The following is a 25050-nucleotide window of genomic DNA, read 5'->3' as shown; positions in this document are numbered from 1 at the left end:
AAAAAAGCCATTACTTATCAATAGCACATAGTCATAAACACTTATTGGAATAATTTCTTTATCCTTACCTTAACGCCATTTAGCAACGGTGTGCCTGCATATCTGCCCTTAACACGACCTGTGAGGGCATTTATTGGCTTACCATCAAGGTCAATAAGGCTACTCTTATAAATCAACGCCACACCAGAAGGCACATTACTATCCCTAACGGCCCTAACCCTAACAACACCAAACTCATTCTCTAAGGCAAAAACACCCTCATAATCATGAGTATAAACCACAGACTCTAAATTACCGTAAACCTCACGGAACTGCGTATTAGTGTAAAGCGGGTGTGAGGTAAATACTAGGCGAACCTCGTTACTGCTCAATTCGCTGGGTTCCACGGGATTAGGTAGTGGAAGTGCGTCGGGCTCGTTTGCGGGTAAATACCTCGGCTTAATCCTAACGACTTTCCTATCCCTTAACTCCCCTAGAGTAATGCCGGTGGGTCTTATGGCCTTATCCACGGCATCCCAGGGATCCTCAAGAAGTAATGGGTGGGAAATCCCAAGCTCCTTAGCCAACCTACGTACTAGGTCAACCTCCGTTATACCCCTGGGTGATTTAATGGGCTCGTTATAGACCAGGTAATCATGCCAATAACCATAAACCACGTCATACTTCTCAAGGAATGTCGGCGCTGGAATAACGACATTAGCCAGCTTAGCTGTTTCAGACCAGTACGGATCATGAACGATTAATGTGGCCCTGCTCTCACGAACAGCCTCAATCAACTTGTCACCACCTGGCAGTGTAACCACTGGGTTCTCATTCCAGGCATACACGATATCCACCTCACCACGCTCAATGTAATCCCCAAAATCTGCCATGGGTATAACCCTAGGCGACTTAGCCATGTGAAGACCCCTGAGGTAATCAAAGTCTATTCCCCAACCCAGGGAATTCGAGTAGTAATAACCCCTCTCAAGACCGACTAGGGCCGGTATTAGTGAAATCATGCCAATGGCATCACCGCCGTTTAATGAACGACCAAGGGCAAAGCCAATCAGTGTTAATGGTTTATAATCATGGTAAAACTCGGCGAGCCACCTAATGTCATCAATAGGCACGCCACTAATCCTCGATAAGTAATCAAGCGAGAACTTCCCAACGTAACCCGCCAAATCCTCGAAATGCCTAACCCTACCCTCAACGAGACCCTCCTCAATCAAGACCTTAATTACACCGAGCGCCAGGAACACATCAGTGCCAGGCCTAACTATTATCGCCCTATCCGACTTCCTAGCCGTGTCGCTTAACCTAACATCAATCGCCACCTTAAACTTCTTAATGAATAAAGCCCATATGTGCGGCGCCGACACACTAGCCGGGAACGCCCAGAACACGGCAGCCCTATACTCAACGAAATCCTCGGGTAGTGCGCCCATGCTGGTGCCGTAATGCGCCCTAATGGCTGCATGGCCCTCCGCAGAGCATATGGACCTGTCAGTCTGTGATGCACCAATTACATTAAATAGCCTGTCTGGGAAATACCACGTAAGTAAAGATTGGTTACCATCGTAATCCGTACGCAGTATCCTTGCTGGATCCCTCTTTATGACCTCCCTGAACAGTTTCGCTACGTATTTAATGGCCTCGTCAATGCTAACCTCCTTACCATCTATGTAAGCCGAAGTAACCCTATTCCTCTCATTCCTAATTAGGTCGGCCTTGCCCCTGGCACATGTGAAGCCATTGATTGGGAATATGTTAAGCGGTCTGTAGCTCTCGTCGAATATGCATGTATCGTAGCAGTCCCTCGTGCATGCAATTACCATGTTAATCAAGTGGTCAGTCACGTACTAGTTATAAACTGATTCCCAGTGATAAGTAAGGATTAGTCATGGGTAAAACATTCGACGTCGTGGTGGTTGGTGCAGGCTCCACAGGGGCGACGACGGCGTATTACCTTGCCCGGGAAGGCTTTAGGGTCTTGGTGGTTGATAAGCGTGGGATTGCTCAGGGGATGACGGCTTACTCCCTAGGCCTTGTTAGGAGTTATTATGCCAATGATTATGTGGCTCGGATGTCGCATTATAGTCATGGTTTTTTCATGAATTTCGAGAGAGAATTTGGCACTGGTGTATTTACGAAGACGGGCCTCCTGGTTATTAGCAATGATGAGACTGGCATAAGGAGGACCTTTGACATGTTACGTAGTATTGGTGCTAAGGTTCGATTATTGGGTGGTGATGAAATTCGTGAAATGCTTAACGCTAGCGTTACGTTGGGTGAGGCCGGCATTTATGAGGAGGATGCCGGCTATGTTGATACTGGCCTATACACGAACACCGTAATGAATAGGGCTAGGGAGTTGGGTGTTGAGTTTGTGATTGATGAGGCTCAGGTCAAGTTTGAGGGTAATGAGGTGGTTGGTGTGAGGCTCATTAATAGTGGCGAGGTTATAAGGGCTAACCACTACGTTATTGCAACCAACGTTTGGACCCAAAAACTATTACCACAGTTGAACCTGCCGATTAAGAACATTATTGAGAGGGTGATTAGGGTCGAAATAGGCAGGTCACTGCCTAACGTATTTGATTACGTGAATAACTTCTACATAAGGCCCGAGGGCTCTAGCTATGGTTTAATGGGCCTACTGTACCCACCCGAGGATGCTTGGCCAGACCCAGACGACTTCAATCCATTAGCCGAGCCAGAGTTTGACTATGCCGTTAACGCGATGGAGAACGCCGCCAAGAGAATGCCGTGGTTTACAAATGCTAAGTACCTGGGTGGCTGGAGGGGTTTATATGATGTCGTTACCCCGGACTGGATGCCCATAATTGATGAGCCAATTAAGGATTTAATAGTCGTTGTTGGTTTGAGTGGTCATGGCTTTAAGTTGGCGCCGGCCTTCGCCTTGATGGTCACAGAATTAATAAAGTATGGAAAAGTAAGAACATTCAGGGACATATTTAGGCTGAGCAGGTTTAGGGAGGGGAGGTTAATACAGGGGACTGTGCAGGAAAAGGCCGCCTTTTAACGAGATCATGGGTATACTCTCTGCCCTCCTATGTATGTCTCTAGGGTCTTTACGTTTCTAAGTTCCTTCTCGTCAATGTTTAGCGGGTCTTTGTCGATTATTATGAAGTCCGCCAGGTAGCCTGGCTCGAGTTTGCCGAGTTCGTCCTCCTCACGGAGTAGGTACGCAGAACCGTATGTGTAATGGTGAAGTGCGTCTGCCACGCTTACCTTCTCATTCTCCGTATACCTACAGAGCTCTATACCCTCATGGCAGCCCCTGGTAACCGCCGCGTACACGGTCTCCCATGGATTGAGAGGCTCAACTGGGGCGTCCGTGCTGAAGCCGAGCATTACGCCATTATCAATTAACGTCTTGAATGGGTACACGTACCTAGCCCTATCAGCACCAACCCTACTCACAACCCACCAATCAGTAATTACGAAATGAGGTTGTACAGCTAATGCGATGCCGAGTTCCCTAACCCTCTTGATAAGGTCTTCCCTCAACACGGATGCATGCTCAATTCTATGCCTAAGCACCTGGGCATTACCTAACCTGCTGTAAATATCGAGTATCGTCTCAACCATTTTATCCCCAATACCGTGAATAGCGAGTTGAAGACCAACCTCACTACTCCTCCTCGCAATACTCATCAACTCATCAAAGCTGTAATTCGGCCTGCCGGAATTACCTGGGTCGTCATTATAAGGCCTTGATAACCAGGCAGTCCTAGCTCCGAGCGAGCCATCGGCAATGACCTTAATACCATTAATCCTCAGGTATTGAGAGCCGAAGCCGGCCCTAATGCCGAGTTGCCTCAGTAGTTCAATGACGTCAATACCATGATCAAATGGATTTAGGTATGCCCTAACCCTAGTCGGTAACTTACCGAGACCCCTCTCAAGCATTATCAACGATTGTAGGCTTTTTAGGTCTGCGGATACGAAGCCTACGGTCGTAACGCCAAGCGATGCTGCATATCTCATGGCATTCATCATGAACTCCCTATAATCATCGAGTGTGTATGAGTCCCTCACCAACTCCTCAACCCTATCCAAAGCCCGCTCAACAATTACGCCCGTGGCATTACCCACCTCAACCCTAACCACATCCCTATCTGCCGCATTCAAGAGACCGGTCAGCTCCATGGCCCTCGTGTTAAGTACAGCGGCATGCCCACAGACCCTGACCAGCATGACAGGTCTATCACTAACCACATCATCAATGTCAAACCTACTTGGCCAACGCCTCTCCCTAAACAACTCCTGGTCCCAACCCCTACCCATTATCCACCTGGCCTTGACACTCTTTACATACTCCCTAAGCTTATTCTTCAACTCCTCAATACTACCAACACCCCTTAAATCCAGCGTTGCCAGGTTAATGCCTATCGAGTCCAGGTGCACATGGGCATCTATGAATCCCGGCATCACAACACGACCCTTTAAGTCCACCTCCTCAAGCCCGAGGGCATCCGCAATTTTTAACGCCCTCGACTCATTACCAACATGAACAACCCTATCACCAACAACAACCATAGCCTCAGCTCTAACCAGGGGCTTGAAGGATGAGTAAACCAAGCCATTAAACAAAACAAAGCCATTAACCATTACTTAGGGTTATCAAAACGCCTATGTAAATGTTACTGGTGAAGGTCAACGGGCACCTTAACAATCGATGCTATCTTAGATACTGTGGTTAGGTTTGCCCTGGCTCTTATGACCTCGTTACCGCATACGAAATTAACCATGTAGTATCTGCCATGCTTAGCTATGATTATTCTATCAATCTTCAACTCCCTATGATGCAACTCCGAGAAGGATAGGATAATCACGATCATGATTATACTGATAAAGAAGTTGTAAGCGATTAAAAATAGAAATAGAACAACCAATAATACCACAATCGAAGCACATAGCCTAACCAATATACTGTACTCATAAACCGTGATACAACGTCCATAAATATCACCAAGGGAAATACTGCCCACTAGGGTTTAATGAGTGCCGTAGATTTAAAAATACATAGATCGGAACCTCATTAACCAAGGTATGTCGGCGGGCATCCCTGAGCCAATCGCCCACCAGCCCAGGTCTCATTGAGCTCAACACCAGGCGTGGGCACAGCGTAGGTCTGACCATTATAATTCACGTAACTAATGCCAGGAACAACATTATAATAAACATACTTACCAACATGACTTGGCTGAGCCCATACGTAATAATATTCGGGGATTGTTATTTCATACTGTTGGAGATTAGTCATTTGGTCCATGCTCGAAAGCACATTAATAAGCCATTGAGCCCAGGTTGGCAATCCGCCCACCTCAATTATGGTCTTAACAACCACGCCATCTTTGACCGCGGAGACCAAGGTGAATATAACCTCAGTCAACGACACATTAAACACGTTAGCCACATACTGAGCAATTAGGTATGGGTATGACGTAATTCCCGTTCCATTGGGGAAATAGAAGTATGGAATCCCACCATTATTAATCGCGCAACCTGCATATGCAGGAGTTGGTAGGCTTAGACCGTAATAGTTTAGGAACTGGAATATGGCGGATACCGGGCCATTGCCCGTATCAAGATCCGTTATGGCTTGTTCCTGCGTATTAAGCCCTATGACATAGTAATAATATTGGTTAGTGGGTTCACACGCGCCAGAAATCGGGTTGCATTCCCAAAACTGGTATTGAGCCATAGCATAAGCACCAAGCGCACCTATGTAGTATATACCGGGTCTTGTAACGGCTACTCCAAATTCACCGGGAGATGCACTTGGCACGTATAGATAAAATGATGATGAACTGAAGGTAGAACCAATTACATTGACTATAACCTGTCCGTTACTTTTTCCTAACTCCTCGGCATATATAGAAAATGGTTCTGAGTATGATGACTGAATACTAAGCCCTAGATTAACAGTACCTCCACTTAACACATTAATTACTCTTTGGCTCCATGAGACCCATAATAGTGGTATTGTCCCGTTATAACCTGTGCAATTGGCCAGGGCTAAATACCCATACGCCGATGGTGTAGTGCCAGGCGCGTATAATGGCGCCTCTGTCGACTGGCTCGCGCAATCATATAGCTGGTTGGGTTGATCCGTGTTGTTCGTTAATACAAGCGTGGGTTTAGTAATTGCGGGGCCCACGCTCTTTAATTGGCTTATTGGTATGTCTGGTGGTGCGGCTGTGTTTATTTTGGCGTTAATGGTTATTACGTAAGACTCATTGCCAATGTATAGTGGGGCTGGTGCATACGGTACTGTGAATGACTTAATATAGATCCCGCGCGGTGTTTGGTAGGTCACGAATACGAGGAGTGCCGTGTACAAGCCTGGCTGTATTGAGTGCCAGGTACTCCTCAGCATCCAGGATACCCACCTATTCACAGCGTAGGCTATGCCGGGCGTATTCATTGGTATGATTACCTTGGAACCCTCGTAGAGTCCCACGGGGACTATGCGGTATGGCGTTAATGCAAATACCGTGACCGAGGCATTGCTGAGTGATGACCCGCTTATGGACCCAATGCTCATTACTATCCTTGAGTAGTTAATGCCGTTTGCCACCACCTTATAGACCACGTAATCCTCAACAACACCATTAACCGGTGAGTAGGTTCAGGACCTATAAAGTGTGGATTGTTGCCCTAGGCCGACCAGGACAACGGTGATTAATGAAATAGCCAGGGAGAGAGTTGCAAGAGCCCTGGCCTTAGCCCCGGCCATAACCACCAACCCAGCACTGCACACCGGACTTTTTTACTTTCGGGTGCTCTTAAAAATTAATCGAGCAGAGCAAAGGGAGTACCCGCCACATTATGGAGGGTTTATATACTGGGTAATGCCGTAATTAATGTGATGAGTAGTATTGAGGAGTTAATTAGGAAGTTGATGGATGAGGTATTGATGTTACTGAGTTATTGCTTAATGCCTTGAGCATGAGGAACCCAAGGAGGGCATGAGGGATGGGATTACCATTGCCGAGAGGTACCTAAACGAAGCTAAGGAATACATTAACAAGGGCGATGCAGTACAGGTCAGCGAGAAACTCTACAAGGCTGCTGAAGAGAACGTTAAGGCATTGGCCGAGAAGTACGATTTATCTGAGAACCGGCAGGCAATCAGGGAGGGCAGGTGGCACATGCACCTACTACTTAAGGCTTGCTCGAGACCATCCAAGACCCTTGGTGATTGGGTATTGGATGGCTAGAATGCGGGTTACTCATTACATGTGCGGGGTTTTCATGAGACCAAATTAATGGTTGAGGATGCTGGCCATAATTTAATGAATGTTAGATCAGTAGGCCTAAGCAATGATGTAATTGACTTAGCTAGAGAAATGAATATAACGTATTATGACGCAACCTATGTGTATTTAACGATGAGATTAAATGCAAAGTTAGTAGTTTAGGATAAGGAGTTAATGATTAAATCCCATGATAATAATAAGAAATATTTAAAGAATTATAAATACTCATCAATTATAATGAATAAACCATGGCTAAAGGACTACTAGTATTATTGCCACTACTATTATTAGTGCGCCGAGGAACTTAAGAATGCTGAATCTCTCCCTGCCCATGGTGCTCGACATGGCCTGGGCTATCAATGGCATGGTGCCCGTCAGTATCACAGTAAGCCCAAGGCCTATTAAATCCATTGAAAGGGCAAACAGGGCAACACCAAGGCCCAGGTCAAGCACGGCTATGATGGGTAGGTAACCACGTACCGTCCCCCTAACGGCCTTAGCAATGTTACTTCCCATGAGGCGATTAACCACGAATAGTACGATACCGGCCGCTGCAACCCTCGTGAAGGCTATGGAAATGGGATTTAACCCAGCAGTATCGGCGATCTTAATCATTGTTTGGCCCGCCGACCATGCAACGGCCGCGGAGAGCCCGAGGAACAAACCCTTAATCTCCCTCCTTGAACCACCACCGCGGGATAGTAGGTAGACGCCGGGTATTAATAGTATGCTGGCCATTAGCTTCGTTATTGTCAGTGGTTCGCCTAGGAATACCGCGAATAACACTGTTAATGGTATGTAGGTGTAGGATGCCGGTGCGGCTATTGAGACGCCTGAGTAGTTTATTGAGAATAGGTATAGTGAGTCGCCAATGACGAGTGAAAGCAAGCCGCTCAGTGAGCCCCATATGGCTCCGTAGTTAAGCCCCAGCACCATTGCTGGAATTAGGAGTATTACTGAGGTGTAGAGCATCCTGAGGAAGTTCACTGTTAATGGGTGCATCCTCTTCATGAAGTCTCCATACATTATTGATGCCCAGGCCCAGATAATGGCTGTTGATAATGCAGGTAGGTCCTCAATAATCATAAGCCGAAGAATCAAGTAAACAATGCTTTAAAGCATATTCTCCGAGGTTAGTCAGGCCCGAAAACAATACCAATGTCCTTATCCGGCGGTTTAAAGGAGGGCACGCTTTTAGTTAATTTGCTCCTAATGGTGTTAACGCCAACCTTAGTCATGAGGTCCCTAACCCCGTGAATACCCGACTCCCTATACATCTCAAGTAGAACCTGTGCCGCGAGCTCCGCATCCCCTGGGTCAACCGTACCAATGACGAAACCCAGGGCCGTCGGTGAACCACCCATTGTTATTAAGATCCTCGTCTTAGAACCAAATGGTTCGAAACCGATGTCCGAGACCCACGACATGCCGCAATCATGCGTGCACCCACTAATGCCGACCCTAATTGGTTCATTGAGCCTACTTAAGTGCACGTGTATTTTACGGCCGAGCCCGGTGGTGTCTATTAGGCCTGGTGGGCATAGTTCATTCCCTAGGCATGCAACGGTTATTGGGCCCTCGGGATATATGGGCCCTGGATCCCTAATCCCATAATTGTTCAATTCCTCAATCTTATTAACCTCCTCACGGATTGGTATGTAAACACTTTGGTTGTTAAATAGTAGTACGTAGCCAAACCCATATTTCTCAGCCACATCAGCCAATTTAATCAATTCATCGGCGGTAACCCAGCCGGTTGGGTATGGGGCCTTCACAATCCTTGACTTAATGAACCTTGGAGCCAAATCGGGTGGCTTGGGTAGCTTGGATTTGACCTCCCTGGCGATCGCCATGACCTCCTCCTTAACCTTATCAAGCCCACGTAACTTAACCACCCACTTGAACCCCCTCCTCTCGCCAGACCTCCTAAATACCTCGGCAACACCCACACAGACTGGTAGTAAATCCTCCGCATCAACGTCGGTAAAGGCTAATTTGGCGCTGAAGGCGTGCTCACCTATGCCACCGCCTAGGTACACGTCGAACTTACCATTGGGCTTAGCCACAATGCCTATGTCCTGGGCAACGGGCACTGCGCAGGTCCTTTCGCACGCCGAAATTGATATTTTAATCCTATGCGAGAGCGAGGGTTGCTCATACTCACTCCTATACCTAAAGTAATCGCCTATGAATGTGGACAATGCCTCAGCGTTGATGTGGGCATACGGACAGAACTGGGAGGTGCACGGTATTGGATTCCTAACAGAGTTCCCGCAGGAGTCCCTTGGGTCAAGGCCTACCTCCTTAAGCTTGGTCACCACCTCATCGAAGAGTCTGAAATCAACCTTAAAGATCTCAATATCACCCCTAGTACCGAGCATGGCCCTACCATCACCATAAACCCTGCTGACCTCGGCAATAACCTTTAATTGATTCGAAAACCACTTGCTTGGGTCACGACCAACGCCCTGCCTAATCCTTATTGATACCCAGGGATTATCACCACGGTTCTTATAAATACCCTCATGCCTCCTCGGATACACAACCCTGTAAACATCCGAGTACTTAAACGAAGACACAGTAAAACCGCGTCCATGCATTATTTAAGCCTTTATCACTACACAAGGGATGATACTTAAATGAGGGATAGTTTCGAGAAAGGTGAAGACACCTAAATACCCTTTCACGTAATAACCTACCAATAACACTTAATGGCTGCGTGATGCCGGCCTTGGCTGATTCATCGTCCCAGTACTGGCTGAGTATCCCCTGTTTGTCTGGCCGTTGTATTGGTACTAACGGTGCAGTATTGCCAGGTATGCAGTAAACAGTATTATTGTTGTTAATTAGAATTTGGCCAGAATTGAAAGAGCCTCTTTTCTTAAATGTTAATTAAGCCCTAGCGACACTTCAGCAGGGTTTTGAAGAATACCTCTATCGTACTCAGTCCTCTCTCAACTCATGTATTTCTGAGGATTTTGATGCAGTGCTGGGGTTTGGTTTGTTGTTATTTTTATTACTCCGAATCCCATGCTCTTCCCCGTGCCCACGTTAATGAGCTCCGCATAATTCAGTAAATGCCACAATTGCTGAATCCTCGACTGCCTTTTGCTCACTATCTCGAACGCAACGGAACCCAGGAAGCCTAGTTCCGGTCTACCGGCATGCTTCGTAGCCATAACCCTACCCCTCATGTCCCTCATGTACACGTAGTTATAAGCCCACCTGAGTAGGTAGGGCCAGGACTTCAACTCGTTACCCAGCCCGACAATGCTTGAGTAGTGGTTTATCGTGGTGAATAGTATGTTTACAATGCTTGGGCAGAAGTCAAACCTAACCCTACGCCTCCTACCCATAGTACTCCTCTTGGCAAACCTAACAGGGCTTAGAAACTCGATCCTAAACCTATCACCACCAACCCTCCAAAGATCATCAACCCTAAGAACCTCAACACCCAACAACTCAAGCGATGCATCAACACCACCAATCCCCACACTCCTAACACCGTCAAACCCATTGAGGAGCTTAAGGCCCAGGGACTCCCCAACAACCGTAACCCTAAACCTCAACTCCTCACCAGGCGGCGCCACGTAAACACCCCTAAACAAAACCCTACCACCACGCATGAACGGCGTCACCGAGACAGGCTTAGGACCCCTCCTCGCATGAACCTCATCACCGAGGCCAGGCTCGATAGTGTTTAATACATTGAGGAGTATGGACATTGTCACCGAGCCAGTAAACCCACTGAGCACAATGGGTGATGAAGACCTGACACCAAAATTAAACACGAAGATCAGGGACACAAACCACCACAGCATCTAAGGATTTATACCCCTAACGCAACAAAACCCACACACCAAACCATAGAAGACCCACTACACCCAAACAACGCCCTAACCACCAAAACCCTCACCCCCAATATTCTATTGAAATCTTCACAAAAGTCATAAACGCAATTGCCGATACACTGATTGTAAAAACCTTTCAATATTCTATTGAAATCTTCTGTTATCGAGTTGATTATGCTGGTGCTGGGCAGTACGATGTTCTTTCAATATTCTATTGAAATCTTCAATATACTAAAATCGCTGAGAAATAACGCAAATATACCCAGGCTTTCAATATTCTATTGAAATCTTCTTGCTCAGTATGGGGAATAGATATGGCAAGCCCCACCCATACTTTCAATATTCTATTGAAATCTTCTGGATCGTCATTTTATTAGGTCTTTTATAAGTTTTACCCTATCCTTTGCTTGGTTGTTGTTGGATCTTTATTCCGCATGAACGTTAATGATTCGGGCTTGTTCTAACGGTCTCTACGAAGTGAGTATTACTTGTTTCCTCGGTATTGTTCAATTCCATAACAACGTACTTGTTCCTACGGTTATCTCGCCGTTGCTGCAGTGATTTAGCTATGCCTTGATTAATCAACCGGTAAACTCATGGGGACTTCAAAAAACCCACTGCATACTCACGTTATTTCCCCGTAGTACCCCTTCACCAATTCGTTTAGGCTGATGGTCCTCCTCAACCAATAATGCAGTGGAGTTTCGTGAGTAAGTCCGATTCCCATCACTTGGTTCACTGAAGGTCATGGGTAGGGATTCTAGGTGTTTTGATCTCAATGGAGCTATTACTGCCAAGGGCAATATTGTTCCTGGTCACGGATTTCCCAATTGTGTCAGCGATATTTATATCCGTTAATAATCACCTTTACTCTGGATTAAAAACAAGGTGTATCATAGGGTGATCCAGTGAACTTATCGAACTTAGTCCTATTCAATTAACTCCTCAATTCCTGGATCTCATCAATGACTATTATCACTGGCTCACTGACAATGGTTAAGCTTGATAAGTAGGTCAGCGATACTGATCCGTGACTTACCCCTGAACTTAATGAGTATTTCGGGTTAGGTTAAGAGGTATCTTTAAACCCTCGATACCTTGAACACATTAACTACTCTATCCTTATTGGGATCTCCTACGCAGTAGATCATTAAGTCCTATAAATAGGTCAGTCACGTCGCAGTAATCTGCATATACCCATTAACATCTAGGTACACATGGTCAATGCCCGCCTCATTGAGTGTAACTCTCATTAACGAAGTCTTACCAATCCTCCTAAGGCCGGTAACCAACGTCAGCCTCGAACCCCTTAGGAACCTCGTAAGCATTCCCAACTCATGATCAAAAATAGAGATCATCTCCCCTGCTCTTGGACTCGATACTAAATAACATTTAGGCAACCCCAAATTATTTGTAGTACCTCAATAAATATTTTAGTCGATAACGACAAACCATAATCTTCATACATTAAGATTTAATGCATTAATAATGGGTTAAGGCACGTTTATGAACCTTACATGATAATAAAGGATGAGTAGGTAAAGAGTGTGGCCGTTCCAGGGTTTCATTGAGTCATGGGTTTCACGGCTCTCGAGTCCTCCCTCAACCTACTTAGTAATCCTATGGTTTAATTAACCTTGGCTCATTAATAATCGTGAGATTATGCCATGGACCTTTCCTGGAATTCCTTATAAATAATCGACTTAACTTATTCATGATGATCATATTAATTACTGGTGTTAGTTCATCACCAGGGTATAAAACAGCCATTAGCCTGGCTAATAAGCATGAGGTTGTTGGCACCTATAACGAGCACCCAATCAACATACCCGGCGTCACTGTGGTTAAGGCCGACATAACCAGGGATTCCGCCAGGTTAATCACTGATTATAGGCCTGACGTGATTATTCACATGGCGGCCATTGGTAATGTTGACCAGTGCGAGGAGCAGTTGGAGCTTTGTTATAGGGTTAATGTGATGGCCAGTAGGGGTTTATTCACGGCGGCCTATAGGGTTGGCTCCGCCATTTATTACCTATCCACGGACTACGTATTTGATGGTGAGAGGGGTATGTATAGTGAGGATGATCCACCGAAACCGATTAACTACTATGGGTTAACGAAGTTACTTGCCGAGGAGGCCGTTAGGGCATTGGATGGCTCTATTGTTAGGGTTGCCTGGATCTACGGTACTGGGCCTGGTAGGCAGAACTTTGGGAGGATAGTTGTGGAAAAACTTATGAGGAGTGAGGAGGTCACGGCAATAGTTGATCAATGGTCATCGCCAACCCTCAACACAATAATTGGTGAAGCCTTTGAGAAACTGATTAGCATGAAATTCACGGGTATTCTCCATGTTGTTGGGCCCAGACTCAGCAGGTTTGAGTTCGCTAGGGCCATAGCTAGGTACTTCGGGCTTAATGAGAGCTTGGTAAAACCGATAGGGCTGGGTGATGTGAAATACAAGGCCAAGAGGCCGAGGGACAGTAGTCTAGGCAATAAGAGGGCAATGGAATTATTGGGCATACCACTCAACGACATAGGCTATGCATTATCGATCTTTAAAAAAGAAATAGAACTAGAGAAGCACACGCAAACGCCATAAAACGGCACAAAGAAAAATTAAAAACAATATCCAACAAGTAAAAACCGCCGGGGTGGCCGAGCTAGGTCCAAGGCGCGGGACTCGAGAGTAAAGCAAGACATCCCGTCCCCGCAAGGGGGCCCGGGTTCAAATCCCGGCCCCGGCACTATCATCGTGTCTAACTCATTCTGTCATTTATGTATTGATTACCGCGGATAATTATTCCCTAGTCAGTAAGGGTTATTTGTGTTGTTTTTGGTGGTTTTTCGGTGTTTGGTGGGATGAGGGGTGTTGGGATTGTTTTGTTTGATTATGATGATACATTGGTCGATGTTGGTGAGGCTAGGGAGTTCGCTAGGCGTGTTGTTGCGGGTAGGATTTCTTCATTGACTGGGGTTGGTGAGTCTGTGGTGCTTGATGTCGTTAGGGGTGTGGAGAGTCGTATGGAGTCCCTTGGTTTGTTCGATAGGAGGGTTTGGTTTTGGAGGGTGGTTGCTGAGTTAGGGGTTGAGTTGGGCGTTGATTTAATTAATGAGTTGGTGAGGGTTTATTGGGATTCCTGGTCCTCGAGAAGTAGGTTATTCCCTGAGACGCTGCCTGTGTTGAGGCAATTAAGGGCTTGTGGTTATAGGCTTGGCATGGTGACTAATACGGATGGAGAGCCGGGTCTTAAAAGGGATAGGTTACGTAGGGATGGTGTTTACGACTTCTTTGACTTAATAATTGTCGCTGGTGATGATACTGAGCATGTTAAGCCACATCCTGAGCCATTCCTTAAGGCCCTGCGGGTGTTGGGTGTTGAGGGTAGGGAGGCTGTTTATGTTGGTGATAGGGTGAGCACCGATGTTCCGGGGGCTAAGGCTGTGGGCATGTATGCCGTTATTGTTGATAGGAGCGGTTCATTAGGTATTGATGATTTAGGTGGAGGTTCAAGGCCTGATTTCATAATTAGTTCTTTGCTGGATCTGCCGCAGATCCTTGGGTGCAATGGGTAATGCATATTAATAGTTGTTAATATTTGCCGTTAATGAGGAATGGAGGAAACCTAGGCGGTATTAATTTTGATGATATGCCGTTGAGGAAACTAGGTAGGTATTTCTGGCTTGCTTGGTTCACAGCATCCATGGGTCAGTTTGTGGATGCCTATGACACTTTAATCATAGGCGCCGCACTACTTTATATAGAACCCCTATGGAAGTTAACGCCTGTAGAGACTGGTCTATTGGCGGCGTCAGCCTTTATCGGTGTTGCCCTGGGCGCCGTATTGTTTGGTCCAATTGCTGATAGAATGGGTAGACGACTACTCTATATCTATGACTTAGTATTCTTCGTGGTCTTCGGTGCCCTCTCAGCCTTTGTCACGAACTTCTGGGAATTATTTGCCGTGAGGTTTTTACTGGGTATAGGTATTGGCGGTGATTACTCATTGTCACCAACAATGGTTGCTGAGTACGCACCGGCAAGGCGCAGGGGCTTCGCACTTGCGTCAATGAATAGTTTCTGGGGAATTGGCTCTGTCGTCGGCTTCCTATCTGCATACGGCATGGCAGTTGCCTGGGGAAACACAAGCCCTGACTTTACCTGGAGGTTCATGCTCGGTAGCGAGGCCATTTGGGGCCTAGTGGTCATTTTACTCAGGATGGGCATTCTTGAATCACCAAGGTGGGCTGCGCTACAGGAGCAATTGGGTAGGAGAGTTAAGGAGAAGGCTAATGATGTGGTTAAGAAGATGACTGGTGGTAAGGAGGCTAGTTTCGATGCTGGTGTTGCTAAGAAGCCGTCAATTAAGGATTTATTTGCTGGTAAGATGTGGATTGTGACGATATTCATATGGGTTTGGTGGCCCGTCGCTGACATAGCCTTCTATGGATCAAACATGTACACACCATACATTACTAAGGGACTTGGATTAACAACACCCCAGATGTCCTTCCTAGCATCAGCGCTTTACTGGGCTATTGCGCTCCTTGGTTATTACACAACGGCGGTCACCTATGACATCCTTGGCAGGAGGCTTGTAACAATACTTGGATCAACGGTGATGGGGATCGACATGTTCATTGGACTGGCACTATATGAAATGAAACTATTCTCAACATCCTTAGCCTTCCCACTCGTCATGACGCTATTCACGATCTATTACTACTTCATGAATTTTGGTCCTGGACCATTCACTGTGGCAATGGCCGAGATCTGGCCAACTAGGGTTAGGGCCACCGGCCAGGGTCTTGCTGCCATGTTCTCTAGGTTTGGCGCGGCATTCTCTACCTTCTACATGCCAGTGCTGATCCATCAAATTGGTTATGATGGGGCATTTATACTGCTTGGTAGCGCAATACTCTTTGTGGCTCTTTGGTCATACCTCCTCATGCCTGAGACAAAGGGCTTGACACCATCGCAAATAGAGCAAATGGTCTTGGAGGGCGGGATTGGGATCCTTGCAAGGAAGAGAGGAAGACGGGGATAGCTTAAATAATATTTCTAGGTCATATTCAATCCCTTATATTTTTCAATGCATTGCCTTATTTATGGCACCATTAAATTGGCTTTATTACGCATTGCAACGTCCTCGGTTAATATTTATAGGTGTGACCCTACTTTATATGTGTGAATTGTAGTGTTTATTTAGATAGGAGGGTCTTTTCAAGCGGTGAGCCTATTTACATCACTCTCATTAACCTGGGCAATACGCCTATTAACATTGGTTCCTGGCAGGTGATTGATGCTAATGGTAGGATTGTTTACTCAATTGAACCTCCACAAATTATGATTAGCCCAAGTTCCTCGTTTGTTGTTGTTTGGTTTCAGTTTGATAATGATGGTAAACCCGTTAGTAGGGGTAGGTATAGGGTTGTTTGGCGGCCAGTAGCCAACGGCAATGTCCTTGAGTGCCTTAGTGATTTCTTCGAGGTTTCATGAGCTCCTTATTCGCGTTATTACGTACCTTGTTATTACTATGTAGGTTACGGCAAAGACCACGAGGGCTGTGAATGGGTCCGCCAGGGGTATTGTTACCATTGTTATTACGTAGTAAAAGGCCAGCGATAGTGTCAGGGCTATGGTTAGTAATGCCATTATCCACTTAACCAGGTTATCCAGGGCGTTATTGACCTCAGCCTTGTCATAACCCCTATTACTGAGTTCCCTCATGTATTTTACATAGTTTCCATACAACTGCGAGGATACCAGGGAATACTCAATTACCACTATTAAACCGTTAAGCAGAGCTGGGTTCCATATTTGTGTTAGTGATGAGTGTAGTATGTACGGTACATAGCCCTGGGAAGTCAGGGATATTACTAGCATGAGGATTAACGATGCCCATGATTCAATTGCCAACCTATTCATGATCAAACCCACTAGGCCCAGGGAGGCGGTTAGGATCATCGCTATCGAGCCCAATAATGTATTACTGGGCAGTAGTATCGTGGGCGGTACGAGGGGTAGCGCAAGTGATAATATGATTAGTATCTGCTTCATGCTCACTATAACCACCTACCAATGTATGTCGATGCCTTGGCTATAACTGAACCAATTCCCTCACAGGCTGGATCCCAGGTAATGACCTTGGTATTCCTCGGTAATGCCCCGTATAACCTCCTCCTATCTCTAATGACCCATTGATTACAGGGAATGTTCCTAAACATACCCCTCATTAATATCGTATTGGGCACTACGTCTATTACCAATGCTCTAGTTGGTAGCCGACTAATGATCTCACCGAGCTTTCCAACACTTTCCTTATTTATATTCGTCACGGCAATGAGTACGGGATTGGTATCACGAATGACCCGATAAAGCGTCATGTCCATTGAGTAGCCCTTAATGGGTAGCGACCTAATGCTTATCAATGCACTCAATAACCTATAGTACTGAGTCATCCCGGAGCTCGGCATTACCCTCGGGCCCATTGGCATTGTCCATAGGCCGATATTATAGCCATACCTAAGTAAAACCCTGCCTAGGGATAGAATGAATGATATGCCGTATTCCAATGGATTTTCTTCGGACGTGCCGTACCTCATCCACCAACCCGTGTCAAGGAGTATTATTGCGGTCCTAAGGCCCTCCCTCTCATACTCATTAACCATTAGTCTGTTGTCTGCGCTTCTTGCCGTTGCCTTCCAATTGATGAATTTATAGGGGTCTCCAGGCACGTAATTTCTCACGGTCTTAAACTCCGTGGAGTGGGGGCCGAGCCTAGAAGGTGGGTACCTAGGTAATCCCTGCCTTGGTTTAACTATGCCCAATACCCTCCTGACTATCTTAATCCTTGGAATGACTTGTATGGTCTTCTCTAGACTTATGGTGCCCTTGATTGGTTCATGGATACCAAAGACGTGGTAGTAGGTGTACTCTATACTGCCCAGTCCATAGATGCCTCTCTTCACAGCCCTTAATGTGTACTCAAACCTCCTACTTACGTCACTGAATCCCTTAAAGAACACGTGGACATTATTACCACTGGTCACTTCAAAGCCCTCCGCCATGAATGAACCAGGGCCTGGCGGTGCCCTAATTACCAATAGGCCGAAACCACCGTGTACATACACATTCAGCTCCACGTGTAATTCATCGCCAACGTACATTACGTCTCTGTCGATGCCTAGCGACAGCCTTATCGTGGATTTGCCACTTAGGCCTAGGGCTATTATGATTATGATTAATGGAAACAATGCAGGAATTATGTATGGCCTGGAGACCGTCAATATTGCCATTACAGCCATTATCATTGGCAGTAGCGCAAGTATTATGATTATTTTCGAAACATCCCTCATTAATAATCACTTGGGCACTGGTATTTTCTCGATGTATTCCCTGACGATATCCTCACCGCTAACGCCCTCTAGAGAAACCTCAGGCTTTAAGACAATCCTATGCCCAAGCGTTTCTATGGCTACCTTTTTTATGTCATCAGGTATCACGTAATCCCTACCCTCAATCACAGCCATGGCCCTGCCCACACTCATTAAAATCATTAAACCCCTGGGACTGGGACCCGCTATAACCCTTGGGTCCCTCCTAATTATGTTAAAGCCCGTTATATACCTCATGACATCGTCACTAACAATTACCTGGCCCTCTATGAACTCCCTAATTGCCATAAGCTCGTCACCACTTAATATAGTCCTTACTTGAGATGTTGGATCATTACTACGCCACGAGATCCTCCTCCTAAGTAATTCAACCTCGTCCCCTGGGTATCCTAGTCTTATTCTTATCATGAACCTGTCCAGTTGTGCCTCCGGTAGTGGGTATGTTCCCTCGAGCTCAATGGGATTCTGCGTGGCGACCACGAGGAATGGTTGCGGTAGCTTAATGGTCTCGCCCTCAATTGTCACCTGGCCCTCCTGCATAGCCTCAAGCAAGGCAGACTGAACCTTAGGAGGAGCCCTATTAATCTCGTCGGCCAGTATGAAATTGGCAAATATTGGGCCAAGCACTAACTCGAAACTGCCCTTATCAGGTCTCCAAACCTTAGTGCCAACTATGTCGCTGGGCAGTAGGTCAGGCGTAAACTGGATCCTGCTGAACTTGAGCCCAAGGACCCTAGCCAGCATCTTAGATAGGAAGGTTTTACCAACACCTGGTACGTCCTCAAGTAGTACGTGCCCACCAATCAGTATAGAAGCCATTATCTTTATTATAACTGCCTCATCACCGACGAAGTACTTCATAACCTCGTCAATCACCGACCTAATCTTCCCAGTGATGTAGTCAATGCTTAGTTTACTCATTATTAGGTTAAGTACCGAGAGATCCTAATTAAGTGTTTTTATTGCTCAATAATTCACTCATTAATTCATTAACCAGGTCAATCCTATCCCTAACCTCCAACTCAAGGACCCTCCTATTAACCCTCCTCCTGCAGGTTGCAACACTCGAGTAATTAATCAACCTATTCAGCCTATTGATTATGTCTTCATAGTCCAAACCGTCATTCGTGAGTTCATGAACAAGGTAAGCAATTAACTTATCCTTTTGTCCATTGGTTATGAACTCCTTCACGGCTTCCTCAAAAAGCGCATACTCAGGGGATGTAACCACCCTGATCTCTCGTTTATGCGCCTCATACAGTTCCTCCTCAATTCCCTCCAGGGCGCTCAACCCACCGGTGTACAGCCTATAACCCGCATACATAATGGCCATGGACGCCACAAACACGAAAGCGATTAATATGTAGGTGTTCCACGCCGGTGGTTTTGGTATTGATAATATCGAGTATAGTAAACCAATGCCAAAGGCTGCCATAGCCAGGGAACGCGAATTCCCAATGATGTTCCCAAGGCTATTATTGCGGTCCTTAACCATGGATGCCGGCGCGATCGCCAGGTAAACAATGGATATGGCCATGAATGGGTAGAACAAAGGCGAATACGCGGTGCCAAATAGGTATCCCAGTCCAAGGAATATGAAGAAGTATGACAGGTACTTCATTAATGGCTCCATGCTGCTTCTCTCAATGGTTCCTCGCCTAGAGTACCAATTCGTTAAGGCGCCGATTACGGTAAATGCCAGGAAATTCATTAGGTAACTTATAACCAGGGAGTAAACTCTATGGCTTGATATCAATACTGGCGTTAACCCGCCGATCATTAGGTATACGAATAGGGATGGCGCCACCAACCCTCTAAGCACGTCTGAAAGAACCTCATTTCGGTACTTTAAGATAGTGCTTGCGAGGAGCGCCGTTACCAGGGCAACCATGGGGATCATTAATATGGTGATTACGTAAACACCCATGGGCCGCCAAAGAAGCAACAGTAGCGCTGATGATGCCAGTATTATGTAGGTAATTACGTACTTTATCAACGGGTCACGGCGTGCCCTCACAAACAATCACCCTGGCTTCCCTAAACGCATTCCTCAATGCCCTTAGGAACTCCTCATACTCATGCCTATCAACGTCCTTAAGCCCATACTTTACTTTCTCGAATATCCTAATGACCTTATTAATGGAATCAACATCTACCACGATTCCCTCATTAACCAACTTCCCCACGACCTCTCTAATGGTTTCTGAATCCCTATTAACAAAAGCCCCAACATTCAATCTAGTGAACTTAACAACGTCATCCCCATAATCACTTGCCCTAATGAACAGTGTCTCCTCATGGTCACCAAGCGCAGCATTGACCCCATAGCAACCCACGGATGGCATTATCACATAGCCATCCCTGATAATACCTGGACTTGACACAGTGAGTGTAGAACCATCCCTTGCCCTAATGGGTAATGGTTTACCGTAACTCCATACCAGGGGTAAGTCCCTGGGTATTGCCAAGTCTATTATTGCGCTACCGCCCCAACCAACCATGGGCTTCACAACCTCACTCGGCAGAAGCTCAATACCCTGCATCGACCTCATCATACCTCCACTAACATTATTCCCAGCGGTGCTAATCCCTAATTGCATTATTGATTTGCTCTCGCTAATATTCTTAGCCTCGGCATATTCCCTATGACTTCCCCTGGTGATCATAAGCAGGCTTAAACCAATGATCATTACGGCCGCTATCAATATCACGATAATTAAAAGTGGGGGTACCTTAAATGGCATTACTGCGGTATTGATACGGTACTGGGAATTACCTGAACCCACCTGTGAACCCACCAGACCGGGCTCTCCGCCTTGTGATTGTTCCTGTCCGGGCGTGTTTATGGAGATGTAATTCGAGGCATTAATTGGGATGTTTGGCATTATTATTGGCAGTGGTATTAATGGTATGTCTAGAATTGAACCCTTCGTCTCATTGACATGCTGAGGTAGTGTTATGTTTATTGGAGGTAGCGCAATTGCTGGTTGTGGTAAGTTTACCCTTGGGAACAGTGAGTTGCCTCCCGGTGAACCGCTTGCCTCTTTTATCTTTATTAATGTGCCTATCGATGATGCCAATAACCATGTTATTAACAATCCAATTATTAGAATTATAACTGCAGTTTTATCCACGCATTGCTTTATACAATGAATTATTTAAAATTCTTAGTAAGTTGCTATGCTCGTGTTCTTATGTCTTAATTGACCCCAGGTTAATCGCCAGAAACGCCGAACCAATACTAATTAACAAGCCACCAACCAATGGAAACTCCATCGCCAGTAAACCAATAATACTCACCAAGGCACTACGCCTAGATCCTGGTGAATTAAAGTCATTACCGAGCCTGTACAGAACCAACATGCTTAGTATAGAACCAATAATGCCCAGAATAAAGGACGCAAATAACGGCAGCGGCAGATAAAGCGAGAACACAATAAAGTACCTACTGTAGGCCAGTATTATAGGCTCCAGAAACAGTGGTTGCGGAACAAGGGTATTACCCACAAGTTCATTGATTATTAGGTAGCCCATATACGTGACGTTCATGAAGTAGGAAACCACGGTGATCAGAGAACCAATAAAACCAATAAAATACCTCCTACTATACCTAGCCAGATTCCTAAAGCCAAGTAGCCAAAGTATGGCAATAATTACGTAGGGTACTACCGTAGAAACCAGCAAAAAATACGCAAGGACGACAGTAAATATGTACGCAGCAAATGAAGAGACAAACAACGACAAAAGCAGTAGGAGTACCAGGGTAGACGCGTCAGCTGATACAATAAACAGGGACCAACGGATATACTCAATTCCACGTTCCAGGGAATCAAGACTCATTTCAACACCAACAGCGTCTTAAGGAGATATTAATATTAATTCCAGGTTAAAGCTCGAAGATGGCCCCAACTCCACCAAGCCTAAACGCCCCAGGCAAGGCATTATACAACGCAGCAATACCCAAAACACCCGTGCAATGAGTTCCCACTATGATCCTGGGTGACTTACCAACTAAGTAATTAGTTACCTGCCTAACCCTTTCATCTGGTAGACCCATGAAATGCAGGCCGCCAATGACGGCATAAAGTTTATTCAAACCAGTCACCTGAAACCCGTACTCCACCATGTTCTCAACTCCTGAATGCCCACAGCCAGTAAGCACGATTAAGCCATTTGGATGTTCCATGTAGAGCGCCATATCGTCAGGCACCTCATCAGCCACCGCACCAGTATGACTGGGACCCCATTTTCTGGGTATTTCGCCTGATACCATGACACCATTGGCTATTTTATAGGGTTCCTTAATTAGTATTAAATCCACGCCTTTGTTCTTTAGGTACTCCCACGTAAAGTCCACGCTTATGTCTTCGGGCTTACCACCCTCACCAACCGCATAGGCCCTTGTGAATAGGTTTGCGTGGGCTATCATCTTTATTGACCTTGATCTAGCGTTGAGGAACGCCTTAACACCACCCGTGTGGTCAATATGCCTGTGGCTGATTACTAGGTATTCAGGTTCATTGGGATTTATGCCCAACGCCCTCATATTATTCAATAGGGTTGTCCCTGTTAACCCGGTATCATATAGTATTTTATGGTCGTGTATGTAGGCCGCGAAGCCCCATTCACTCAGTAATCGTCTGCTTAATGAGGATAATTGCGTTGCGTAGTTATCCACGAGTATTGTTATCTTCATAGGCTTAATATTATTTGATTAAATATTTTAAGTTTTTAGTTTTCCTGTTGCCCCACTTTGTACATGTGTATGTATTTCTATATATGCATTGTATTCAGAAGTTTTATAAGTTGGTGTATGGTTGTCCTTTGGTATGGTGAGCAAGGAAGTTAAGTCCTTTTTCTATGAGTTTCAGTTGACTTTGGATAAGGTTCTTGATTATGCTGTTACTGCCTTTCCGAATAATGAAATCGTTTACTGGCCTTCTGGTGGTTCTAGGACCTCCGTAACCTTCTCCCAACTGGCTGATAGGGTTAGGAGGGTTTCGGCTGCACTAATGGATCTTGGCCTAAGGCCCGGTAAGGCCTGGGAATTGGGTAGTAGGGTTGCTGTTCTTGAGTGGAATACCCTCAGGTACCTGGACCTCTATTACGCTGTGCCGAGTATTGGTGCCGTTTTGTTCACTGTAAATGCCCTACTGGCTCCCAAGGAGATCATATACACCATGGGTGTTGCGAAGCCCGAGGTATTCATAGTCAACATTGACTACTTCGAACCGCTAATAAAGCCCGTAATTGATAATGTGAAGAGTATTAAGGCCGTGGTCTACATGAGTGATAAGGGTAAGGAACCAAGCCAGGATTACGGAGTAAAGATGATACCCTACGAGGAATTGCTCAAGCATGAACCATTGAGGGAATTCCCGGAAATCGACGAGAGGACGCCGGCCACAATGCTATTCACCTCAGGAACCACGGGCCTACCGAAGGGTGGGTACCACACCCACAGAGGCCTAGTGCTGCATACACTATCCACGGCACTCTCCATAAAGAACCCACCGATGAATGTATCGCAGGATGATGTTGCAATGTTCTTTGTACCCATGTACCATGTTCATGCATGGGGTTACCCATGGTCAACGATGCTCAATGGACACAGGAAGATCGTGTACCCAGGCAGGTATGACTGGGGCCACATACTAAAGCTCATACATGAGGAAGGGGTTACCTTCAGCGCCGGTGTGCCGACGATACTGTACAACCTACTCAACCACCCAGACTCGCCCAAATACGACCTAAGTAGGTTAAAGTTCGTAATTGGTGGTGCCGCGCTCCCAGAGGGCTTGCTGAAGGCCGCCCAGGCCAGGGGTATGACAGTGATCAGTGGTTATGGATTAACGGAGACAGCCCCAGTACTAACCATAGCCCACCTAAGGCCTGAGCATAAGGATCTGTCTCCCGAGAAGAAGAACGAAATTTACATGAGGACTGGTATCGTGATACCCCTTGTTCAGTTGCGTGTTGTTGATGAGCAGGACAATGACGTACCGAAGGATGGAAAGAGTATTGGTGAGATTGCTGTTAGGGCACCATGGTTGTTCAGGGAGTATATTGGTGACCCAGAGAAGACTAGGAATGCCTGGCGCAATGGTTGGTTCCACACTGGCGATGCAGCGGTTTGGTTCCCAGATAATTATGTTAAGATTGCTGATAGGCTTAAGGACGTTATTAAGAGCGGTGGTGAGTGGATACCAAGCCTAAGGCTTGAGGACTTGATTAGTACGCACCCAGGCGTTAACCTGGTGGCCGTTGTGGGTATTCCGCATGAGAAGTGGGGTGAGAGACCCGTGGCCATTGTGGTACCAAAGTCTGGTTATGAAGGTAGGCTCACTGAGGATGATATTAAGAACCACCTAATGAAATTCGTGGAGAAGGGCGAAATACCAAAATGGTGGATACCAGACAAGGTAATATTCGTAAAAGAACTACCACTAACAAGCACAGGAAAAATAGACAAAAAAGTACTAAGAGACCAATTCAAAACAGCACTAAGCAAGTGAATTTTTATT

The 25050-nt window shown here is 46.0% G+C and carries 24 protein-coding genes, 1 tRNA gene and 1 CRISPR repeat array; of the genes, 9 read left to right on the top strand and 16 right to left on the bottom strand.

The annotated features are described in order from the left end of the window. Positions 1 to 41 precede the first annotated feature (41 nt). The gene (locus Vsou_RS02010; protein ID WP_188602849.1) at positions 42 to 1820 is read right to left on the bottom strand and encodes a molybdopterin-dependent oxidoreductase; all 1779 of its coding nucleotides are present in this window, start codon (positions 1818 to 1820) and stop codon (positions 42 to 44) included. A 65-nt stretch (positions 1821 to 1885) separates the two neighbouring features. On the opposite strand from Vsou_RS02010, the gene Vsou_RS02005 reads away from it, so the two are divergent. Then, complete coding sequence (locus Vsou_RS02005; protein ID WP_188602658.1) at positions 1886 to 3028, top strand: NAD(P)/FAD-dependent oxidoreductase; 1143 nt, start codon at positions 1886 to 1888, stop codon at positions 3026 to 3028. Between the two features lie 5 nt (positions 3029 to 3033). Here Vsou_RS02005 and Vsou_RS02000 read toward each other — a convergent pair whose 3' ends face one another. The 4 genes from Vsou_RS02000 to Vsou_RS01985 are packed head-to-tail and all read right to left on the bottom strand — an operon-like array spanning position 3034 to position 6775. Next, complete coding sequence (locus Vsou_RS02000) at positions 3034 to 4620, bottom strand: amidohydrolase (protein WP_188602657.1); 1587 nt, start codon at positions 4618 to 4620, stop codon at positions 3034 to 3036. Between the two features lie 32 nt (positions 4621 to 4652). Then, positions 4653 to 5000: a hypothetical protein gene (locus Vsou_RS01995; protein ID WP_054844261.1), complete on the bottom strand. Its 348-nt coding sequence runs from the start codon at positions 4998 to 5000 to the stop codon at positions 4653 to 4655. A gap of 50 nt (positions 5001 to 5050) precedes the next feature. Beyond that, the gene (locus tag Vsou_RS01990; RefSeq protein WP_188602656.1) at positions 5051 to 6607 is read right to left on the bottom strand and encodes a hypothetical protein; all 1557 of its coding nucleotides are present in this window, start codon (positions 6605 to 6607) and stop codon (positions 5051 to 5053) included. Between the two features lie 36 nt (positions 6608 to 6643). Next, positions 6644 to 6775: a hypothetical protein gene (locus Vsou_RS01985; RefSeq protein ID WP_264890757.1), complete on the bottom strand. Its 132-nt coding sequence runs from the start codon at positions 6773 to 6775 to the stop codon at positions 6644 to 6646. Between the two features lie 208 nt (positions 6776 to 6983). On the opposite strand from Vsou_RS01985, the gene Vsou_RS01980 reads away from it, so the two are divergent. Together Vsou_RS01980 and Vsou_RS01975 are read left to right on the top strand one after the other, a co-directional pair. Further along, positions 6984 to 7235 carry a PaREP1 family protein gene (locus tag Vsou_RS01980; RefSeq protein ID WP_229709720.1) on the top strand — a complete coding sequence of 84 codons (252 nt, stop codon included), beginning with the start codon at positions 6984 to 6986 and terminating at the stop codon, positions 7233 to 7235. A 75-nt stretch (positions 7236 to 7310) separates the two neighbouring features. Then, on the top strand, positions 7311 to 7436 hold the full coding sequence (locus Vsou_RS01975; protein ID WP_264890756.1) for a PIN domain-containing protein: 126 nt from the start codon (positions 7311 to 7313) through the stop codon (positions 7434 to 7436). 90 nt (positions 7437 to 7526) lie between these two features. On the opposite strand, the gene Vsou_RS01970 is transcribed toward Vsou_RS01975, so the two are convergent. The 4 genes from Vsou_RS01970 to Vsou_RS01955 all read right to left on the bottom strand — a co-directional run bounded on the left by Vsou_RS01970 (position 7527) and on the right by Vsou_RS01955 (position 12483). Beyond that, a complete protein-coding gene (locus Vsou_RS01970; protein WP_264890755.1) occupies positions 7527 to 8360 on the bottom strand; it encodes a DMT family transporter in 834 nt (277 codons plus the stop codon). 47 nt (positions 8361 to 8407) lie between these two features. Further along, on the bottom strand, positions 8408 to 9655 hold the full coding sequence (locus Vsou_RS01965; protein ID WP_432422823.1) for a nitrite/sulfite reductase: 1248 nt from the start codon (positions 9653 to 9655) through the stop codon (positions 8408 to 8410). 573 nt (positions 9656 to 10228) lie between these two features. After that, positions 10229 to 11080 (bottom strand): CRISPR system precrRNA processing endoribonuclease RAMP protein Cas6, encoded by an 852-nt coding sequence (cas6, locus tag Vsou_RS01960; RefSeq protein ID WP_229709929.1) that lies wholly within the window; start codon positions 11078 to 11080, stop codon positions 10229 to 10231. 109 nt (positions 11081 to 11189) lie between these two features. Next, positions 11190 to 11483: a CRISPR direct-repeat array (repeat unit 25 nt; unit sequence CTTTCAATATTCTATTGAAATCTTC). 814 nt (positions 11484 to 12297) lie between these two features. Next, positions 12298 to 12483, bottom strand: coding sequence for an ATP-binding protein (locus Vsou_RS01955; protein ID WP_188603986.1), 186 nt, complete (start codon positions 12481 to 12483; stop codon positions 12298 to 12300). Between the two features lie 359 nt (positions 12484 to 12842). On the opposite strand from Vsou_RS01955, the gene Vsou_RS01950 reads away from it, so the two are divergent. The 5 genes from Vsou_RS01950 (at position 12843) to Vsou_RS01930 (ending at position 16628) form a co-directional block, all read left to right on the top strand. Then, a complete protein-coding gene (locus Vsou_RS01950; protein ID WP_188603987.1) occupies positions 12843 to 13730 on the top strand; it encodes an SDR family oxidoreductase in 888 nt (295 codons plus the stop codon). Positions 13731 to 13776: 46 nt separating this feature from the next. Beyond that, positions 13777 to 13875 (top strand) — tRNA-Ser (locus Vsou_RS01945). A 103-nt stretch (positions 13876 to 13978) separates the two neighbouring features. Beyond that, positions 13979 to 14704 carry an HAD family hydrolase gene (locus tag Vsou_RS01940; protein ID WP_229709930.1) on the top strand — a complete coding sequence of 242 codons (726 nt, stop codon included), beginning with the start codon at positions 13979 to 13981 and terminating at the stop codon, positions 14702 to 14704. A gap of 32 nt (positions 14705 to 14736) precedes the next feature. Next, a complete protein-coding gene (locus tag Vsou_RS01935) occupies positions 14737 to 16176 on the top strand; it encodes an MFS transporter (protein ID WP_188603988.1) in 1440 nt (479 codons plus the stop codon). A gap of 140 nt (positions 16177 to 16316) precedes the next feature. Further along, positions 16317 to 16628 (top strand): lamin tail domain-containing protein, encoded by a 312-nt coding sequence (locus Vsou_RS01930; protein WP_054844102.1) that lies wholly within the window; start codon positions 16317 to 16319, stop codon positions 16626 to 16628. Here Vsou_RS01930 and Vsou_RS01925 read toward each other — a convergent pair. Genes Vsou_RS01925 through Vsou_RS01895 form a run of 7 tightly spaced genes read right to left on the bottom strand, consistent with a single transcriptional unit; the run spans position 16623 to position 23222 of the window. After that, entirely contained in the window at positions 16623 to 17189 is a 567-nt protein-coding gene (locus Vsou_RS01925; protein ID WP_188604040.1) for a hypothetical protein, read from the bottom strand. The genes Vsou_RS01930 and Vsou_RS01925 overlap by 6 nt on opposite strands. Positions 17190 to 17194: 5 nt before the next feature. Continuing rightward, a complete protein-coding gene (locus tag Vsou_RS01920; RefSeq protein WP_188603989.1) occupies positions 17195 to 18487 on the bottom strand; it encodes a DUF58 domain-containing protein in 1293 nt (430 codons plus the stop codon). 6 nt (positions 18488 to 18493) lie between these two features. Further along, positions 18494 to 19447 (bottom strand): AAA family ATPase, encoded by a 954-nt coding sequence (locus Vsou_RS01915; protein ID WP_188603990.1) that lies wholly within the window; start codon positions 19445 to 19447, stop codon positions 18494 to 18496. A 28-nt stretch (positions 19448 to 19475) separates the two neighbouring features. Further along, positions 19476 to 20543 carry a hypothetical protein gene (locus Vsou_RS01910; protein ID WP_188603991.1) on the bottom strand — a complete coding sequence of 356 codons (1068 nt, stop codon included), beginning with the start codon at positions 20541 to 20543 and terminating at the stop codon, positions 19476 to 19478. Next, on the bottom strand, positions 20527 to 21660 hold the full coding sequence (locus Vsou_RS01905) for a DUF4129 domain-containing protein (protein WP_188603992.1): 1134 nt from the start codon (positions 21658 to 21660) through the stop codon (positions 20527 to 20529). The genes Vsou_RS01910 and Vsou_RS01905 overlap by 17 nt, the downstream gene beginning before the upstream one ends. A gap of 58 nt (positions 21661 to 21718) precedes the next feature. Continuing rightward, the gene (locus tag Vsou_RS01900; protein ID WP_054844103.1) at positions 21719 to 22366 is read right to left on the bottom strand and encodes a hypothetical protein; all 648 of its coding nucleotides are present in this window, start codon (positions 22364 to 22366) and stop codon (positions 21719 to 21721) included. Positions 22367 to 22412: 46 nt separating this feature from the next. Then, the gene (locus tag Vsou_RS01895; RefSeq protein ID WP_188603993.1) at positions 22413 to 23222 is read right to left on the bottom strand and encodes an MBL fold metallo-hydrolase; all 810 of its coding nucleotides are present in this window, start codon (positions 23220 to 23222) and stop codon (positions 22413 to 22415) included. 133 nt (positions 23223 to 23355) lie between these two features. Here Vsou_RS01895 and Vsou_RS01890 point away from each other — a divergent pair, with 133 nt between their 5' ends. Then, entirely contained in the window at positions 23356 to 25041 is a 1686-nt protein-coding gene (locus Vsou_RS01890; RefSeq protein ID WP_188603994.1) for a long-chain-fatty-acid--CoA ligase, read from the top strand. Positions 25042 to 25050: the final 9 nt, after the last annotated feature.

The organism is Vulcanisaeta souniana JCM 11219, assembly GCF_026000775.1.
Classification (GTDB): Archaea; Thermoproteota; Thermoprotei; order Thermoproteales; family Thermocladiaceae; genus Vulcanisaeta; species Vulcanisaeta souniana.
The sequence above is the reverse complement of the archived record's forward strand: the minus strand, read 5'-3'. Positions and strand labels throughout refer to the sequence as shown.

Coding starts and splice junctions, on each gene's coding strand:
- Vsou_RS02010 (WP_188602849.1), bottom strand. CDS start 1,820: ATGGTAATTGCATGCACGAGGGACTGCTACGATACATGCATATTCGAC.
- Vsou_RS02005 (WP_188602658.1), top strand. CDS start 1,886: ATGGGTAAAACATTCGACGTCGTGGTGGTTGGTGCAGGCTCCACAGGG.
- Vsou_RS02000 (WP_188602657.1), bottom strand. CDS start 4,620: ATGGTTAATGGCTTTGTTTTGTTTAATGGCTTGGTTTACTCATCCTTC.
- Vsou_RS01980 (WP_229709720.1), top strand. CDS start 6,984: ATGAGGGATGGGATTACCATTGCCGAGAGGTACCTAAACGAAGCTAAG.
- Vsou_RS01975 (WP_264890756.1), top strand. CDS start 7,311: ATGAATGTTAGATCAGTAGGCCTAAGCAATGATGTAATTGACTTAGCT.
- Vsou_RS01970 (WP_264890755.1), bottom strand. CDS start 8,360: ATGATTATTGAGGACCTACCTGCATTATCAACAGCCATTATCTGGGCC.
- Vsou_RS01965 (WP_432422823.1), bottom strand. CDS start 9,655: ATGCTCGGTACTAGGGGTGATATTGAGATCTTTAAGGTTGATTTCAGA.
- Vsou_RS01955 (WP_188603986.1), bottom strand. CDS start 12,483: ATGATCTCTATTTTTGATCATGAGTTGGGAATGCTTACGAGGTTCCTA.
- Vsou_RS01950 (WP_188603987.1), top strand. CDS start 12,843: ATGATCATATTAATTACTGGTGTTAGTTCATCACCAGGGTATAAAACA.
- Vsou_RS01935 (WP_188603988.1), top strand. CDS start 14,737: ATGAGGAATGGAGGAAACCTAGGCGGTATTAATTTTGATGATATGCCG.
- Vsou_RS01925 (WP_188604040.1), bottom strand. CDS start 17,189: ATGAAGCAGATACTAATCATATTATCACTTGCGCTACCCCTCGTACCG.
- Vsou_RS01920 (WP_188603989.1), bottom strand. CDS start 18,487: ATGAGGGATGTTTCGAAAATAATCATAATACTTGCGCTACTGCCAATG.
- Vsou_RS01915 (WP_188603990.1), bottom strand. CDS start 19,447: ATGAGTAAACTAAGCATTGACTACATCACTGGGAAGATTAGGTCGGTG.
- Vsou_RS01900 (WP_054844103.1), bottom strand. CDS start 22,366: ATGAGTCTTGATTCCCTGGAACGTGGAATTGAGTATATCCGTTGGTCC.
- Vsou_RS01895 (WP_188603993.1), bottom strand. CDS start 23,222: ATGAAGATAACAATACTCGTGGATAACTACGCAACGCAATTATCCTCA.
- Vsou_RS01890 (WP_188603994.1), top strand. CDS start 23,356: ATGGTGAGCAAGGAAGTTAAGTCCTTTTTCTATGAGTTTCAGTTGACT.